Genomic DNA, 16,182 nt, shown 5'->3' with positions numbered 1-16,182 from the left:
CCAGCATGCCGCATGGGCGGCCGGAGTCGAAATCGGGCCGGGTGGGCGGTTCGCCCCGGCCCGATTTCGGCGGACCGGTCCGCCGGCCGGGGACAGGACGTACCGGATACTTCCGTTTCGAGAAAGTTTCGAGTCCCTGTCGAGCGACGGCGGCCCTCGACACGGGTCGGCGGCGACCGTCGATGACGAGCGGTCCGACCGCCGCGCCGGCCGGCCCGACCCCCGACCTCCGAAACTTTCGGGCTATGCTGCCGACGGGCGCACGACCGAAGGAGATGGGCATGGCGGAGGACCGGGCGACGCTGTCGGAGATCGCGACCGCCGCGGGGGTGTCCGTCCCCACCGTCTCGAAGGTGCTCAACGGTCGACCCGACGTCGCCCCGGCGACCCGGCGGCGCATCCAGGACCTGCTCGACCGGCGGTCGTACACCGCCCGCCGGGCGCCCTCGATGCCCGGGGCCGCCGGCCTCATCGACCTGGTCTTCCGGGACCTCGGCAGCCCGTGGGCGATGCAGATCCTCGACGGCGTCGAGGAGCTGGCCTACCGGGCGGGCGTCGGGGTGGTCGTCTCCGCCGTGCACGGCCGCAGCCGCACCCGCCCCGACCGGCGGTGGATCGAGCAGCTGTCCAAGCGCCGGTGCGACGGGGTGCTGCTCGTCCTGTCCGACCTGTCCCCCAGCCAGCAGGGCCAGCTCGACGAGCTGGGCATCCCGGTGGTGATCATCGACCCGGCGGGCCAGCCCGGCGCGGGCATCCCGTCGGTGGGCGCGACGAACTGGTCCGGCGGGGTGGCCGCCGCCGAGCACCTGCTCGACCTGGGTCACCATCGGATCGCGGTGATCGGCGGGCCGCCGAACGTGCCGTGCAGCCGGGCCCGGGTCGACGGGTACCGGGCCGCGATGAACGCGGCAAACCGCAAGATCCCCGCCGGGTACGTCCGCCACGGCGACTTCACCTCCCCGTCGGGCTACCGGGAGATGAACGCCCTGCTGGACCTCGCCCAGCCGCCCACCGCCGTGTTCGCCTGCGCCGACGAGATGGCCCTGGGCGCCTACGAGGCGCTCTACGAACGCGGGGCCCGGGTCCCCGACGACATCAGCATCGTCGGCTTCGACGACCTCGACTCCGCCCGCTGGGCCGCCCCGCCGCTGACCACCGTCCGTCAGCCGCTCGCCGAGATGGCCGGGATGGCGACCCGGATGCTGCTGTCCCTGATCGCCGGGGAGGGGCTGGACAGCCACCGGATCGAGCTGGCCACCCCGCTGATCGCGCGGCACAGCACCCGACGCGTGCCCTGACCCCGGGCCGACCGGAGGGTCCGTGCCGGGTCATGGTCAGCGCGGCAGGGAACGCGCCACCCGGAAACCGACGTCGTCGATGCGCAACGTCGGGTGGCTGCGACGGCGCACCGAGGCCCGGCAGCTCCAGTGCTCGTCGAACCAGCCGCCCCCACGCAGCACCCGGTAGCTGCCGTACACCTCGGCGTCGTAGACGTCCCAGCACCACTCCCAGACGTTGCCGAGGGTGTCGTACAGGCCCCACGGGTTGGGGGCGCGTCCGCCGACCGGGTGCGGCCGCTCACCGGAGTTGCCCCGGTACCAGGCGATCTCGTCGAGTGGGCCGTAGCGCGGGCCCGGGGTGCCGGCGCGGCAGGCGTACTCCCACTCGGCCTCGGTGGGCAGCCGGTAGCCGTCGGCGCCCCGGTCCCAGTCCACGCCCGCACCGTCGTCGTGCAGCCGGTACGCCGGGGTCAGCCCCTCCTGGCGGGACAGCGCGTTGCAGAAGCGCACCGCGTCCAGCCAGGACACCCCTTCCACGGGCAGCCGGTCGCCCCGGATGGCGCCCGGCCGTTCCCCGGTCACCCGGGCGTACCACCCCTGGGTGACCGGTACCACGCCGAGCCGGTACGCCGCCACCCCGACCGACCAGCGGCGCTCGGTACGCCTGTCGGACAGGGTCACCTGCCCCGCCGCGACGGTCACCAGCGCGGTCAGCGCGTCGTCGTCCACGGCCGCAGAGCCTACCGGGGGCACAGCCCGGGCCGGTCGGCTCACGGTGCCGGCCGGGTGTCGGTGCCGGTCAGCTGACGGCTGCCGCTGCGGCACGGCCGGCGGTGCGGCCGGAGAAGAGGCAGCCGCCGAGGAAGGTGCCCTCCAGGGCGCTGTAGCCGTGCATGCCCCCGCCGCCGAAGCCGGCGACCTCACCGGCCGCGTACACCCCGGCCAGCGGTTCGCCGTCGGGGCGCAGCACCCGGGCGGACAGGTCGGTGTGCAGCCCGCCGAGGCTCTTGCGGGTCAGCACGTGCAGTTGCACCGCGATCAGCGGGCCGGCCGCCGGGTCGAGCAGCCGGTGCGGGGTGGCGACCCGGATCAGCCGGTCACCCCGGTAGCGGCGGGCCCCCCGGATCGCGGCGAGCTGGGCGTCCTTGCCGAACGGGTGGGCGATCTCCCGGTCGCGGGCCTCGACCAGGGCGGTCAGCGCGGCGGTGTCGAGCTGCGGCCCGTCGGTCTCGGCGGCCAACTTGTTCATCCCGGCCACCAGCTCGGGCAGGGTGTCGGCGACGACGAAGTCGGCCCCGTGCCGCTTGAACGCCTCCACCGGCCCGGGTGCGCCGGGCCGGACGCGTTGCAGCACCTGCCGCACGCTGCGGTTGGTCAGGTCCGGGTTCTGCTCGGAGCCCGACAGCGCGAACTCCTTCTCGATGATCTTCTGGGTGAGCAGGAACCAGCTGTAGTCGTGGCCGGTGGCGCGCAGGTGCCGCAGGGTGGCCAGCGTGTCGAAGCCGGGGAACAGCGGCGCCGGCAGCCGGGCCCCGGTGGCGTCGAGCCAGAGCGAGGACGGGCCGGGCAGGATGCGGATGCCGTGCTGGGGCCAGATCGGGTCCCAGTTGCGCAGCCCCTCGGTGTAGTGCCACATCCGGTCCGGGTTGATCACCTGCCCGCCGGCGGTCTCGGTGATGGCGAGCATCCGGCCGTCGACGTGGGCGGGTACGCCGGTGACCATCCGGGTGGGCGGGGTTCCGAGCCGGGCCGGCCAGGCCCGCCGGACGAGGTCGTGGTTGCCGCCGATGCCGCCCGAGGTGATGATCACGGCCTGGGCGTCGTGCTGGAAGTCGCCGACGACCTCCCGGGAGCTGCTGCGCCCCCGGGGCGCGTCGTCGGGGGCGAGCAGCGCGCCGCGTACCCCGGTGACGGCTCCCGCGGTGGTGACGAGCTCGTCGACCCGGTGCCGGAACAGCAGCGTCACCCGGCCCTGCTCGACGGCCTGCCGGACCCGCCTGGCGAACGGCTCGACCACGCCGGGGCCGGTGCCCCAGGTGACGTGGAACCGGGGCACCGAGTTGCCGTGCCCGTGGGCCGCTCCCCCGCCCCGCTCGGCCCAGCTCACCACGGGAAAGACCCGGTGGCCCATCGACCGCAGCCAGGCCCGCTTCTCCCCGGCGGCGAAGTGCACGTACGCCTGCGCCCACTGGCGCGGCCAGTGGTCCTCGGGCCGGTCGAAGGCGGCGCTGCCGGTCCAGTCCTGCCAGGCCAGCTCGACCGAGTCGCGGATGCCCATCCGCCGCTGCTCGGGCGAGTCGACGAAGAACAGCCCGCCGAACGACCAGAACGCCTGCCCGCCGAGGTTGTGCTCCGACTCCTGGTCGAGCAGCAGCACCCGACGGCCCGCGTCGGCGGCCTCGGCGGCGGCGACCAGACCGGCCAGGCCGGCGCCGATCACGATGACATCCGTCTCCATGCGCCGACCCTACGTAGCGTGGTGCCAAAATGATCCGTGCCGGGGTGCAGGATTCACCAGCGGAATTGTCACCCGGATGACAAAGGATGGCCGATCGTGTCCGACGCCCTGCTCGACATCGAGCCCGGTCTCGCCGGTCTCGCGCCGTCGGTCGGCGACCACCTGCGAGGGCTGCGCGGGCCGCTGCACGAGCGGATCCTCACCACCGTCCGGGCCGCGATGGCCGCCCAGGGCCGGTCGCTGACCGGTGGGCAGGGGCAGGGCCTGGCCCTGGGCGTACAGACCGCCGTCGACACCTTCGTCGACGCGGTCGCCGACCCGGCCCGGGAGCTGACCGGCACCCGGGAGGTGTTCCACGCCCTGGGGCGCACCGAGTACCGCGAGGGGCACCGGGTGGACGCGCTGCGGACCGTACTCACCCTCGGGGCCCGCGACATCTGGGCCTTCCTGGTGGAACACGCCACCGCGCCGGCCACGCCCGGCTGGCCCGCCACCGCACCGGCCGGCCCGGCCCCGGCCGACCTGTACGTGATCGCCGGGGCGTTGTTCGGCTACGTCGACGCGCTGGCCGGGGCCGCCGCCGAGGGGTTCCTCGCCGAGCAGCGGGACACCGCCCAGGACTGGGCCACCACCCGACGCCGGCTGGTCACCCTCCTCGTGCAGCCCGACCCGCCGACCGGGGCGGTGCTGCACGCCGCCGCCGACGCGGCCCGCTGGCCGTTGCCGGCGACCGTGGCCGTGTGCAGCGTCGACGGCACCGACGCCGAACACGTGGCCCGGGGCATCGGCGCGGGGGCGCTGGCCGCCGTCGTCGGCGACGCCATCCGGGTGGTGCTGCCCGATCCCGGTACGCCGGGACGGCTCGACCGGGCCCGGCAGGCGCTGGTCGGGCGACGGGCCGCGCTCGGGCCGACGGTGCAGCGGCAGCGGGCGCGGCTGTCGTACCGGCTGTCCCGCCGGGCGCTGGCCCTGCACCAGCAGGGCGCGCTCGGCCCGGACCCGGTGGTGTCCTGCGACGACCACCTGCTCACCCTGCTCACCGCCTGGGAGCCGGGCCTGGCCGGGCACCTCGCCGGCACGGTGCTGGCCCCGCTGGCCGGGCTGCGGCCCATCACCCGCCGGGCCCTGGCCGAAACGCTGCACGGCTGGCTGCGCCGGCAGGGTCAGGTGGTCGCCGTCGCCGAGGACCTGCACACCCACCCGCAGACGGTCCGCTACCGGATGCGGCAGCTGCGCGGCCTGTTCGGCCCGGCCCTCGACGACCCGGACGCCCGCCTCCTGCTGACCCTCGCCCTGCACCAGCACCCGACCGGTGAGCCGAATCGTTCCGGCGACGGTTGAACCATGTGATCACGAAATACGAACCACTGTGCGTGCGTACCACCCGTTCCGCCGTGCTGCTGGGGTTGCTCCTCGCGCTGCTGTCCGTACCGCTGACCCCGGCGACCCCGGCCGCCGCCCATGCCGCGCTGGTCGCCACCAGCCCGGTCCGGGACGCGGTGATCGGTGCCCCGCCCGCGGAGGTGGTGCTGGTCTTCAGCGAGTCGGTCTCCCCGGTCATCGGCCGGGTGCAGGTGCTCGGCCCGGACGGGCGGCGGGTCACCGCCGGGGAGCCGGTCGCGGACGGGGCCACGCTGCGCATCCCGGTGCGGGTGCCGGACCGGCCGCTCGGCACGTACCTGGTCAGCTACCGGGTGATCTCGGCGGACAGCCACCCGGTCGCCGGCAGCTTCGCCTACTCGGCCGGTGCGCCGTCGGCGACGCCCCCGGAGCCGGTCAGCGTGGACGAGCGCCCCTCCGGCGGGTGGACCCCCGCCGCCCGGTACGTCGGCTACCTGGGCCTGGTGCTGGCGGTCGGCCCCACCCTGTTCGGCGCGGTGCGCTGGCCGCGCCGTCGCCGCCGTCGCGCGGTGACCGTCACCGGGTACGTCGGCCTGGCGCTGGTGGCCGTCGGCACCGCCGGGACGTGGGTGGCGCAGGCCGCCGACATGGTCGGGGTTCCGGTGGGCGGTCTGTCGCGTGGTGACCTGACGGCGGTGGCGGGCAGCGACGTCGGGCCGGTGCTCGGGGCCCGGCTGGCGCTCGCCGCGATCGCCGCCGGGCTGCTGGCGGCGGTGGCCGGCGGGCGGGCCGGGCGCGGACGGCGGACGGCGCTCGCGGTGGTGGGTCTGGCCGGGCTGGTGACCTGGCCGCTGGCCGGGCACCCGGTGGCCACGCCCCTGCCGCCGGTGAGCATCCTCGCCGACGTGGTGCACCTGGCCGGGATGAGCGTCTGGCTGGGCGGGCTGGTCACCCTGGCGGTGTTCGTGCTGCGCGGCACGCACCGGCGGGTGCTGGGCCGCATCCTGCCGGCCTGGTCGCGGTGGGCGACCGTCGCGGTGGGCTGGCTGGTCGCCTCCGGCGTCGGGCAGGCCGCGATCGAACTCGGCCGGCCCGGCGCGCTGGTCGGCACCACCTACGGTCGGCTGCTGTGCGCCAAGGCGGCCCTGCTCGCCGCCGTGCTCGGCGTCGCCGCCTGGCAACGCCGGGCGGTGCGCGACGGCCGGGCCGCCGACCGGCCGGGCCGGGTCGCGCGGGCCGCCGGGGTGGAACTCGCCGCCACGGCGGTGGTGCTGGCACTGACCGCCGTGCTGGTGCAGACCCCGCCCGGTCGGACCGCCGACACCGAGGCCGCCCGCGCCACCCGCGAGGGCGTCGCGCAGACCCTGACCAGCGGCACCTACACCCTCCAGTTCGACATCTATCCGGTACGGGTGGGGGTGCCGAACTCGCTGCACGCCTACGTCTACACCCCGCAGGGGCAGCCGCTGCCGGTGGTCCAGTGGACGGTCAGCCTCGCCCTGCCGGCGGCCGGGATCGAACCGATGGCCGTGCCGGTGGACACCCCGGAGCCGCACCACGGCAGCGCCGAGATCAGCCTGCCGGCGCGCGGGGACTGGACGATCCGGTTCACCGTCCGCACCAGCGACATCGACCAGGCCACCGTCACCGCCACCGTCCCGGTCCGCTGACCGACCGCCGACCCGCCCGGGGTACGCGGCACAGCCCGGGGGCGGCCGGGCGCTTCCCCGACGCCGGGGCGCTGGCCTGCGGTGCCTGGGGCACCGGCCGGGGTGGGCCGACCAGGCGATCGGCTAGCCTGCATCGGCCCGGGTGTCCCCGGGCGGAGGGAGGACACCATGACCGCACCGACATCCCGGCACGACGCGCAGGAACGGGACGCCGCCGATCCGCTGGCCGGCCTGCGGGACCGGTTCGTGGTGGACGACCTGCTCTATCTCGACGGCAACTCGCTGGGCCGGCTGCCCGCCGCCACCGGCGACCACCTGGCCGGCCTGGTCGGCGACGGCTGGGGCACCGAGCTGGTCCGCAGCTGGCCGACCTGGATCGAGTGGCCACGCCGCATCGGTGACCGGATCGCCGCCCACGCGCTGGGCGCCCGCGACGGCGAGGTGATCGTCTCCGACTCGACCTCGGTCAACCTCTACAAGTTGGCCGCCGCCGCCCTCGACGCCCGGCCGGGCCGGGGCACGATCCTGGCCGACGCCGAGGAGTTCCCCACCGACCGGTACCTGCTCGAGGGGCTGGCCGCCCAGCGCGGGCACACCCTGCGGCTACTCCCCTCCGACCTCGACGAGGGGCTGGACCCGGACACCCTGGCAGCGGCGCTGACCGAGGACGTGGCGCTGGTGGTGCTCTCGGCGGTGTCGTACCGCTGCGGGGCCTTGCTGGACGTCGCGGCGGTGACCGACGCGGCCCGCCGGGTCGGCGCGCTGGTGCTGTGGGACCTGTCGCACGCGGTCGGCTCGGTGCCGCTGGAGCTGACCGCCGCCGGGGTCGACCTCGCGGTCGGCTGCACCTACAAGTACCTCAACGGCGGCCCCGGCGCACCGGCCTTCCTCTATGTCCGGCGGGAGTTGCAGGAGTCGCTGCGCCAGCCGATCTGGGGCTGGTTCGGCCAGCGCGACCAGTTCCGGATGGGGGCCGGCTACGATCCCGCGCCCGGCCCGGAGCGGTTCCTGGCGGGCACCCCGCCGGTGCTCGGGATGGCCGCCCTCGACCCGGCCCTGGACGTGCTGGCCGACGCCGGGATGGACCGGGTGCGGGAGAAGTCGCTACGCCTCGGCGAGCTGATCATCGAACTGGCCGACGCCTGGCTCGTCCCGCACGGTTTCCAGCTCGCCTCCCCGCGCGACCCGCGTCGGCGCGGCGGACACGTGTCGCTGCACCACCCGGAGGCGCTGCGGATCTCCCGGGCCCTGGTCGACGCCGGGGTGGTCGGCGACTACCGGGTGCCCGACCGGCTACGGCTCGGCCCGGCGGCGCTCTACACCCGGCACGTCGACGTGTGGGACGCGATGGACCGGCTGCGGGACCTCGCCGAGCGGCGGGCCTGGACCGAGGTGCCGGCGGAGCCGTCCCGGGTCACCTGACCCGGTCCGGGCAGATCCCGGATTCTCCCCGCCTCGCCGCCGACTTCGTACCAGCATGTCGGGTGGAGGCGGGGGGTGCCGTGGAGGTCCTGGTCCTGATCGTGGTGCTGGCCGCCACCGTGCTGGTCGGCACCACCATCGGCGGCCGGTACCGGGTGGCCCCGCCGGTGCTGCTGATCACCATGGGCGGGCTGCTGGCGCTGCTGCCGCCCCTGTCGGACGTGGTGCTCCAACCGGACGTGGTGCTGCTGCTCTTCCTGCCGGCCGTGCTCTACCGGGAGAGCCTGGTGATCAGCCTGCGGGAGATCCGGGCGAACCTGCTGGTGATCGCCTCGCTGGCGGTGGCGCTGGTGGTGGTGACCATGGTGGCGGTGGCGCTGGTCGCCAAGGGGCTGGGGATGAGCCCGCAGGCGGCCTGGGTGCTGGGCGCGGTGCTCGCCCCCACCGACGCGGCGGCGGTGGCCGGCCTGGCGAAGCGGATGCCCCGCCGGATCCTGACCACCCTGCGGGCGGAGAGCCTGGTCAACGACGGCACCGCGCTGGTGCTGTTCTCGGTGACGGTCGGGTTGATCGTCGGTGGCACCGCGCCGGGGGTGTTCGGTTTCCTGGGCCGGTTCGTCGGCTCGGCCGGCGGAGGCGTCGCCGCCGGGCTGGTCGTCGGCCTGGTCGTGGTGCTGATCCGCCGCCGGCTGGACGACCCGCTGCGCGAGGGCGCGCTGAGCGTACTCACCCCGTTCGCCGCGTTCCTGCTCGCCGAGGTGGTGCACGCCAGCGGGGTGCTCGCCGTCGTGGTCGCCGGGCTGCTGCTGTCGTACGCCAGCCCGAGGATCATCCGGGCCCGGTCCCGGGTGTTGGCGTACGCCTTCTGGGACCTGTCCACCTTCCTGATCAACGGGGCGTTGTTCGTGCTGCTGGGGATGCAGATCCCCCGGGCGGTGAACCACGTGACCAGCACCTCGCTGATGCGGTCGGTGGCGATCGCCGCCTCGGTCACCCTGATGGTGGTGGTGGTCCGGCTGGTGTGGTTGCAGCTGTTCTCCTACGGCCTGCCGGTGGTGGGCCGGGGTGCCACGGTGAGCCGGCGGGTGCGGGTGGCGGCCGGCTGGGCGGGGTTCCGGGGGGCGGTGTCGCTGGCCGCCGCCCTCGCGGTGCCGGTGACCACGGCCACCACGCACACGCCGGTGCCGGAACGGGATCTGATCATTTTCTGCACCGCCGTGGCGATCGTGTCGATCATGTTGGTGCAGGGCACCACCCTGCCGGCGGTGGCCCGCTGGGCCGGCCTGCGCGGCGACGAGGCGCGTGGCGACGAGGTCCGGCACGCCCGCCGCCGGACCACCGAGGTGGCGTTGGCGGCGCTGCCGGACGTCGCCGCCGACCTCGCCGTCGACGCGGCGGCCGTGGACCGGTTGCGCGCCGACTACCAGCGGCACCTGGACCTGGTGACGGCGACCGGCGGCGGAGACGAGGCCGACCGGGCACAGGAGCTGGACACCCGGCTGCGGCTGGGGGTGCTGGAACACAAGCGCCGCGAGGTGACCCGGTTGCGCGACAACAACGAGATCGACGACAGCGTGCTGCGGGAGGTGCAGGCGACGTTGGACATCGAGGAGATCCGCCTGCTCGGCCCCCAGACCGAGGACTGATCACACCGCGCCGAGGCATCCACCGAGGACAACGCGTACGGTAACCACCCGGACACCTCATGCGATCGGTGCGAGGTGTACCGTCCGAAGTGGCAGCCTCCCGGGCGAGCCGGCGGCGGTTGCTCCTCGCGCTGGCAGGAGACGGCATGGCTATACCGACAGTGGGTGATCGTCTCGCGGAGATCCGTCGTGAGGCGAGGCTGACGCAGGAGCAGCTTGCCGAACGGTCGGGCATCAGCGTCGAGGTGATTCGGAAGCTGGAGCAGGGCAGCCGGGGCGCGGCTCGCCTCGATACGCTGCACGCGCTCGCCCGCGCCCTGGGAGTCTCGACGTCCGCGCTGTTGGGCGACGCGTCGCAGGCCGCCGCGCGCGGGGAGCCGGGTCACCGACAGTTGTCACTGGCGGAGATCCGCCGAGTGGTGGCCCCGGTGCGGGGGATCGACGGCGCTCCGCTCGTCGTGCCGGCGGACGAACCCCCCGACCTCGACACGCTCAGACGGAATCTGCACGCCGCCGACCACGTCTACCATGCCGGTGACTACGCGGTCGCGCTGCGGGTGGTGCCGCCGCTGCTGGTGAACGTACGTGCCGCCGTCGGGCTCGTGGGGAGTGACCGGCAGCACGAAGCGTACGACCTACTGGCCCGCGCCCAGCACCTGGCGGGTGGTCTGCTGATCCAACTGCGGGCCGATGACCTGGCGCAGACCGCACTGTCGGCAGCGCTCGACGCCGCCCAGCGGTCCGCGAACCGGGTGGTGGCGGCCACCGTCATTCGGACGATGTGCTGGCTGCTGATGCGGCAGGGACGAATTGGCGAGTCGGCCGGGTTGGCGGTGGTGACCGCCGACGAGGTGGAGCCGCGACTGTCTCGGGCAGCCCCGGAAGAGCTGGCCGCCTGGGGGTGGCTGCTGCTGAGCGCCGCCGCCGCGCACGCCCGGGACAACCGGCCGGACGAGGTGGCCGATCTCATCGGCGTCGCCGCCGCGGCGGCAGCCCGGATCGGCGAGCGGGTGCCGGCATCGGATCACCTGATGCTGGTGGGCGGGTTCGACGACGCCAAGGTGCAGATGCAACGGGTGGAGGCGGCAGCCGTGGCCGGGGATGCGGGCCGGGTGCTGGAGCTGTCCGCGCTGGTGCCCCCGGTGCCCACCATCAGCGCGTCGGCGTGGCGGCGGCATCGACTGGACCTGGCATGGGCTTATGCGCAGTTGCGGCGGTACGGGAAGGCCACGGCGGTGCTGACTCAGTTGCGGGACACCGCCCCCACCTGGCTGCGGCAGCAGCGGTACGCGGGGGACATCGTGGACACCATCGTCACGGGTCGCCGTCGAGCGATGACGGACGAGCTGGCGGAGCTGGCCGAGCTGACGGGCGGCGCGCGCTGAGCTGGTACGGCACGTCCGAGTTGATGCGTCACGATCATCGAATCGCACCATTCGCACCTGTGTCATCGCCCTGAGTCACGACAACCTGTGTTCGGGTGACCTGCTCGTTGAAGTTGGTGACCGACGCAGGACGCGGCGTGATGTCATCTCAGGAACGTGCCGCCGCGCCCCTACCGATGGAGGCGACATGCGGGACCAGGGCGACAAGCCGGCAGCGAGCCGAGGCGAGCAGATCCAGGCGGCGGAGCACGAGGAGGCGAGGCAACGGCTTCTCGCCCAGGCCGACGCCGAACGGATACCGGCCGAGGAGACCACCCGGGCCGTACCCGACCGGCGGTGGCGTCGTGGACAGTAGTGAGTTGTTGCCGGTGGGGCGGCGGGTGGCGTACTGGCGGGGCCGGCGCAGGTTGTCGCAGCAGGTGTTCGCCGACCGGTTGGGCAAGTCGAAGAGCTGGGTGGACAAGATCGAACGGGGTGTCCGCACGCTGGACAAGGTGTCGACGCTCCAGCACATCGCCGCCGTGCTGCGCATCGACCCGGGGGTGCTGCTCGGTCGGGACGCCCGGTCGGCCGAGGTGACCGGGTGGACGGCGGACGTCGCGCGGATCCGGGTGGCCCTCTCCCGGTTACGACATCCCGCTGGCCCGCCCGGCGGGCAGTCGGCCGGTGCCACCCGCCGGCCAGGTGGCCCGGCGGGTGGCCCACGCCTGGACGACCTTCCAGCACGCCAGCTATCCCCAGGTGGTGGCGCTGCTGCCGGAACTGCTGGCCGACGCGGAACGCGCCCACGCCGCCGATCCGGTGGCGGGCCGGGGGCCGCTGGTGGAGACGTACCGGGTCACGGCGTCGCTGCTGGTCAAGCTGGCCGCGCCGGAGCTGGCGTGGCTGGCGGTCGATCGGGCGATGGGCACCGCGACCGACGATTCCGTTCTGGTCGCCGCCGCAGCGGTGCAGCTCGGCCAGGTGTTGCGCGCCTCCGGTGAGGTGCGGGTGGCGAAGTCGGCGATGCTGGCCGCCGCGTACCGGATCGCCCCGCCGGTGATCGGGTGCGACGTATCCCCGGAGCTGTCCCTGTGCGGGACGCTGCTCCTCCAGGCGGCCCTGGCCGCCGCCACCCACGGCGACGACGCGGCGGTGGCCGACCTGCTCGACGAGGCCGACGACCTGGCCACGTTCGTCGGTGACGGGCACGACCACCACCGGACCGGTTTCGGACCGACGGCCGTGGCGGTGGCGCGCGCCGCCACGGCCGTCGAACTGGGCGACGCCCACGGCGCGCTGGCCCGACACGAGGCGGTCACCCGGCGGGACGGCTGGCGGTGGCTGCCCGTCGAGCACCGGGCCGCGTACCTGGTCGATGCGGCCCGCGCCCATCTGCACCACGCGGATCCGGCCGGGGCCGGCCGGATCCTGGTCGACGCGGACCGGATCGCGCCCGCCGAGATCCGGCACCGCCCGGCGGGCCGGGACGTGCTCGCCCGGGTGGCCCGTGAGCCTGACGCCCCGCCGACCCTCCGCCAACTCGCCGCCGCCCTCGGGATGGGCTGAGGGGTCCGCGCAGCCGGGACGGACACCCGTTTCCGGCGGTCGCTGCGCATTGACAGTCGCGTATGGGCGGAGTTACGGTGCGCCAGGAAAGCGCTTTCACGTACTGTCTCCCACCTCCATCCCCGTCCCCGGAGGTTCATCCGCCATGCGCACGAAGCGCCTCCGCCCACTCGCCGTCACCGTCGCGGCGCTCACCGCCGTACTGCTCGCCCTCACCCAGTTCGGCGGCGCGCGGGTGGCCCACGCCGCGCCGTTGTTCAGCGACGACTTCACCGACGGCGACCTGGCCGGCTGGTCGAGGTCCGGCGGCACCTGGTCGGTGGCCGCCGACGACAGCCCGGCGTTGCAGCAGGCCAGGGCCGACACCGGCGACGCCCGGCTGTTCGCCGGCAGCGCGTCGTGGGCCGACCAGGTCGTGCAGGCCCGGGTGAAGCCGCTGACCCTGCCCGGCAACGGCATGGTCGCGCTGCTGGCCCGCGCCAGCGGCGCGACCAGCTACTACCGGCTCGCCCTGTCGGCCGGCGACCAGGTCCGGCTGGAGGCGGTACGCAGCGGCCGGGTCACCCCGCTGGGCACGGTGTCCCACCCGGTGACGGCGGGCGGCTGGCACACCCTGCGGATCGAGGTCGCCGGGACGGTGGTACGCGGCTGGGTCGACGGCGTCCCGGTCGGCTCCGGCACCGGCACGCTTACCGCGACCGGCCGGATCGGCGTGCAGACCGGCAACGCCACCGCCCGCTTCGACGACGTGCTGGTGACCCGGGGCGAACCCGCCCCGACCAGTGCGCCACCGAGCCCCACGACCACCCCGACCGGCGCGACGCCGACCCCCGGCGGCACCCCCACCGCCACCCCGTCGGACACCCCGCCGCCCACCGGCCCGACGCCCACGCCCACCGGGCCGGCCGAGGGGTCCTCGGTGGTCGCCCGGGACGGCAGCGGGGACTTCACCAGCGTGCAGGCGGCGGTGGACGCGGTGCCGGTGGGCAACACGAGCCGGTACACCATCACCATCCGGCCGGGCACCTACCGGGAACGGGTGACGGTCCCGGCCGGCAAGCCGTACGTGTCGTTCGTCGGGTCGACCGGGGACGCCCGGGACGTGGTGATCGTCTATGACAACGCCTCGGGCACCCCGAAGCCGGGCGGTGGCACGTACGGCACGTCGGGCAGCGCCTCGGTGACCATCGACGGCAACGACTTCACCGCCCGGCACCTGACCTTCGCCAACGACTTCGACGAGGCGGCGCACGACTACAGCGCCGAGCAGGCGGTGGCCGTGCTCACCCGGGCCGACCGGCTGGTCTTCGACGACGTGCGGTTCCTCGGCAACCAGGACACCCTCTACCACAACAGCGCCTCCGTCGACGCGGTCGGCCGGGCGTACTTCCGGGACTGCTACGTCGAGGGCGACGTCGACTTCGTCTTCGGCCGGGGCACCGGGGTCTTCGACCACTGCGAGATCCGATCGCTCAGCCGGGGCTCGACGAGCAACAACGGGTACGTCACCGCACCGTCCACCATGATCGGCAACCCGTACGGGCTGCTCTTCACGGGCTGTGACCTGACCACCGACTCGGCGGCGGCGCAGAGCGTGCACCTGGGCCGACCGTGGCACCCGAGCGGGGACGTCAACGCGATCGGGCAGGTGGTGTTCCGCGACAGCGTGCTCGGTGCGCACGTGAAGGACTCCCCGTGGAGCGACATGTCCGGCTTCTCCTGGCGTGACGCCCGGTTCTCCGAGTACCGCAACGACGGTCCCGGGTCGACGGTCACCGTCGACCGGCCACAGTTGACCGACGCGCAGGCGTCGACCTACACCCCGCAGCGCTACCTGGCCGGCACCGACGGCTGGAATCCGATCCCCTGAGACACGCGCCGCCGCCCGCACGACCGCCCGGGGCGGGCGGCGGCGCGACCCCGTCGGCAGTCGGGCATTTACATTTAACAAACTTAACTGATAACCTCCCCGCCATCGACGAGGAGGTATGTCATGCAACTTCGACCCGGGACGACGGCCGTACTGGCCGGCGCGGTGCTGCTCGCCGCCGCGCTGCCCGCCGCGAACGGCTTCGCCGCACCGACCACCACCACGGGGAACGCCCGCGTCCTGGCGGCCTGCTCCGCACCGGCCTGGGTCGAGGGCGTCAGCTACCCGGCCGGCACCCGGATCAGCTACCTCGGCCGCCTCTACGAGTCGCTGGTGACCCACACCCCGCCGGCCGGCGCAGGCTGGAACCCGGCCGCCGTGCCCGCGCTCTGGCGGGACCTCGGCACCTGCACCGGCACACCCTCCCCCACGCCGTCGCCGACACCCACCGCCACGCCCACCCGTCCCCCGACCCCGACACCCACCGCCACGCCCACCCCCGGCACGACGACGCCGCCGCCCGACGGCACGGGCTGCGCGCTGAAGCCCCGGCCGACCGGCAAGGTGCTCCAGGGCTACTGGGAGAACTGGGACGGCGCGGCCAACGGCGTCCACCCGCCGCTGGGCTGGATCCCGATCACCGACCCCCGGATCACCGGGCACGGCTACAACGTGGTCACCGCCGCCTTCCCGGTGATCCGCGCCGACGGCACGGTGCTCTGGGAGGACGGCATGGACGCCACCGTCCGGGTGCCCACCCCGACCGAGATGTGCCAGGCCAAGGCCGCCGGGCTGACTGTGCTGCTGTCGATCGGCGGCGCCACCGCCGGCATCGACCTCGGCTCGGCCGCCGTCGCCGACCGGTTCGTCGCCACCGTCGTGCCGATCCTCAAGCGGTACCACTTCGACGGCATCGACATCGACATCGAGACCGGGCTGACCGGCAGCGGCGACATCACCCGGCCGTCCACCTCGCAGGCCAACCTGATCCGCATCATCGACGGCGTGCTGGCCCAGATGCCGGCCGGCTTCGGCCTGACCATGGCACCGGAGACCGCGTACGTCACCGGCGGCAGCGTCACCTACGGCTCCATCTGGGGCGCGTACCTGCCGGTCATCAAGCGGTACGTCGACAACGGGCGGCTCTGGTGGCTGAACATGCAGTACTACAACGGCAGCATGTACGGCTGCGCCGGTGACTCGTACCCGGCCGGGACGGTGGCGGGCTTCACCGCCCAGACCGACTGCCTCAACGCCGGCCTGGTCATCCAGGGCACCACCATCCGCGTCCCGTACGACAAGCAGGTCCCCGGCCTGCCCGCGCAGCCCGGCGCCGGCGGCGGCTACCTGGCACCGGCCTCGGTGGCGCAGGCCTGGAACACCTACCGGGGCGGCCTGAAGGGGATGATGACCTGGTCGGTGAACTGGGACGGGTCCAAGGGCTGGACCTTCGGCGACAACGTACGCGCCCTCCAGGGCCGCTGAGTCCCCGTCGGGCGACGCCGCACCGCCCGGCCGGCCCCGACCACGCCGGTCGGGGGCCGCCGGGCCGGGCCGCCCGG

13 protein-coding genes are annotated in these 16,182 nt (G+C 74.5%); 10 read left to right on the top strand and 3 right to left on the bottom strand.

The features are described from left to right. The first annotated feature begins 281 nt into the window (after nt 1-281). Nucleotides 282-1,298, top strand: a complete 1,017-nt coding sequence (locus ACQP2H_RS15035; RefSeq protein ID WP_208566004.1) for a LacI family DNA-binding transcriptional regulator — start codon at nt 282-284, stop codon at nt 1,296-1,298. A 36-nt stretch (nt 1,299-1,334) separates the two neighbouring features. On the opposite strand, the gene ACQP2H_RS15030 is transcribed toward ACQP2H_RS15035, so the two are convergent. Both ACQP2H_RS15030 and ACQP2H_RS15025 read right to left on the bottom strand, forming a co-directional pair. After that, on the bottom strand, nt 1,335-2,009 hold the full coding sequence (locus ACQP2H_RS15030) for a formylglycine-generating enzyme family protein (protein ID WP_308290735.1): 675 nt from the start codon (nt 2,007-2,009) through the stop codon (nt 1,335-1,337). Nucleotides 2,010-2,079: 70 nt separating this feature from the next. Then, entirely contained in the window at nt 2,080-3,738 is a 1,659-nt protein-coding gene (locus tag ACQP2H_RS15025) for an FAD-binding dehydrogenase (protein WP_219461888.1), read from the bottom strand. Nucleotides 3,739-3,834: 96 nt separating this feature from the next. Between ACQP2H_RS15025 and ACQP2H_RS15020 the strand changes: the two genes are divergently transcribed. The 5 genes from ACQP2H_RS15020 (at nt 3,835) to ACQP2H_RS15000 (ending at nt 11,202) form a co-directional block, all read left to right on the top strand. Further along, entirely contained in the window at nt 3,835-5,079 is a 1,245-nt protein-coding gene (locus ACQP2H_RS15020; RefSeq protein WP_433233249.1) for a PucR family transcriptional regulator, read from the top strand. 32 nt (nt 5,080-5,111) lie between these two features. Next, a complete protein-coding gene (locus ACQP2H_RS15015; RefSeq protein ID WP_308290734.1) occupies nt 5,112-6,749 on the top strand; it encodes a copper resistance protein CopC in 1,638 nt (545 codons plus the stop codon). A 168-nt stretch (nt 6,750-6,917) separates the two neighbouring features. After that, nucleotides 6,918-8,171 carry a kynureninase gene (kynU, locus tag ACQP2H_RS15010; protein ID WP_433233246.1) on the top strand — a complete coding sequence of 418 codons (1,254 nt, stop codon included), beginning with the start codon at nt 6,918-6,920 and terminating at the stop codon, nt 8,169-8,171. A gap of 80 nt (nt 8,172-8,251) precedes the next feature. Further along, entirely contained in the window at nt 8,252-9,817 is a 1,566-nt protein-coding gene (locus tag ACQP2H_RS15005; RefSeq protein WP_433233244.1) for a Na+/H+ antiporter, read from the top strand. A 146-nt stretch (nt 9,818-9,963) separates the two neighbouring features. After that, nucleotides 9,964-11,202, top strand: a complete 1,239-nt coding sequence (locus ACQP2H_RS15000; RefSeq protein ID WP_433233242.1) for a helix-turn-helix domain-containing protein — start codon at nt 9,964-9,966, stop codon at nt 11,200-11,202. A gap of 148 nt (nt 11,203-11,350) precedes the next feature. Here ACQP2H_RS15000 and ACQP2H_RS14995 read toward each other — a convergent pair whose 3' ends face one another. Continuing rightward, on the bottom strand, nt 11,351-11,686 hold the full coding sequence (locus ACQP2H_RS14995) for a hypothetical protein (protein ID WP_357534045.1): 336 nt from the start codon (nt 11,684-11,686) through the stop codon (nt 11,351-11,353). On the opposite strand from ACQP2H_RS14995, the gene ACQP2H_RS14990 reads away from it, so the two are divergent. The 4 genes from ACQP2H_RS14990 to ACQP2H_RS14975 all read left to right on the top strand — a co-directional run bounded on the left by ACQP2H_RS14990 (nt 11,571) and on the right by ACQP2H_RS14975 (nt 16,105). After that, nucleotides 11,571-12,185 carry a helix-turn-helix domain-containing protein gene (locus ACQP2H_RS14990; protein ID WP_308291094.1) on the top strand — a complete coding sequence of 205 codons (615 nt, stop codon included), beginning with the start codon at nt 11,571-11,573 and terminating at the stop codon, nt 12,183-12,185. The genes ACQP2H_RS14995 and ACQP2H_RS14990 overlap by 116 nt on opposite strands. Then, nucleotides 12,106-12,750, top strand: coding sequence for a hypothetical protein (locus ACQP2H_RS14985; RefSeq protein ID WP_255597571.1), 645 nt, complete (start codon nt 12,106-12,108; stop codon nt 12,748-12,750). The genes ACQP2H_RS14990 and ACQP2H_RS14985 overlap by 80 nt, the downstream gene beginning before the upstream one ends. Nucleotides 12,751-12,895: 145 nt before the next feature. Further along, entirely contained in the window at nt 12,896-14,620 is a 1,725-nt protein-coding gene (locus tag ACQP2H_RS14980) for a pectinesterase family protein (RefSeq protein WP_433233240.1), read from the top strand. Between the two features lie 123 nt (nt 14,621-14,743). Beyond that, nucleotides 14,744-16,105 (top strand): glycosyl hydrolase family 18 protein, encoded by a 1,362-nt coding sequence (locus tag ACQP2H_RS14975; protein WP_219461880.1) that lies wholly within the window; start codon nt 14,744-14,746, stop codon nt 16,103-16,105. The last annotated feature ends 77 nt before the right edge of the window (nt 16,106-16,182 follow it).

Source organism: Micromonospora sp. CA-248260 (assembly GCF_050942205.1).
Classification (GTDB): Bacteria; Actinomycetota; Actinomycetes; order Mycobacteriales; family Micromonosporaceae; genus Micromonospora; species Micromonospora antibiotica.
Note: the sequence above shows the minus strand (reverse complement) of the source record. Positions and strands in the feature narration are given on the sequence as shown.

Excerpts from the sequence above, each read along its gene's own strand:
- ACQP2H_RS15035 (WP_208566004.1), top strand. The coding sequence starts at position 282 with ATGGCGGAGGACCGGGCGACGCTGTCGGAGATCGCGACCGCCGCGGGG.
- ACQP2H_RS15025 (WP_219461888.1), bottom strand. The coding sequence starts at position 3,738 with ATGGAGACGGATGTCATCGTGATCGGCGCCGGCCTGGCCGGTCTGGTC.
- kynU (WP_433233246.1), top strand. The coding sequence starts at position 6,918 with ATGACCGCACCGACATCCCGGCACGACGCGCAGGAACGGGACGCCGCC.
- ACQP2H_RS15000 (WP_433233242.1), top strand. The coding sequence starts at position 9,964 with ATGGCTATACCGACAGTGGGTGATCGTCTCGCGGAGATCCGTCGTGAG.
- ACQP2H_RS14985 (WP_255597571.1), top strand. The coding sequence starts at position 12,106 with ATGGGCACCGCGACCGACGATTCCGTTCTGGTCGCCGCCGCAGCGGTG.
- ACQP2H_RS14980 (WP_433233240.1), top strand. The coding sequence starts at position 12,896 with ATGCGCACGAAGCGCCTCCGCCCACTCGCCGTCACCGTCGCGGCGCTC.
- ACQP2H_RS14975 (WP_219461880.1), top strand. The coding sequence starts at position 14,744 with ATGCAACTTCGACCCGGGACGACGGCCGTACTGGCCGGCGCGGTGCTG.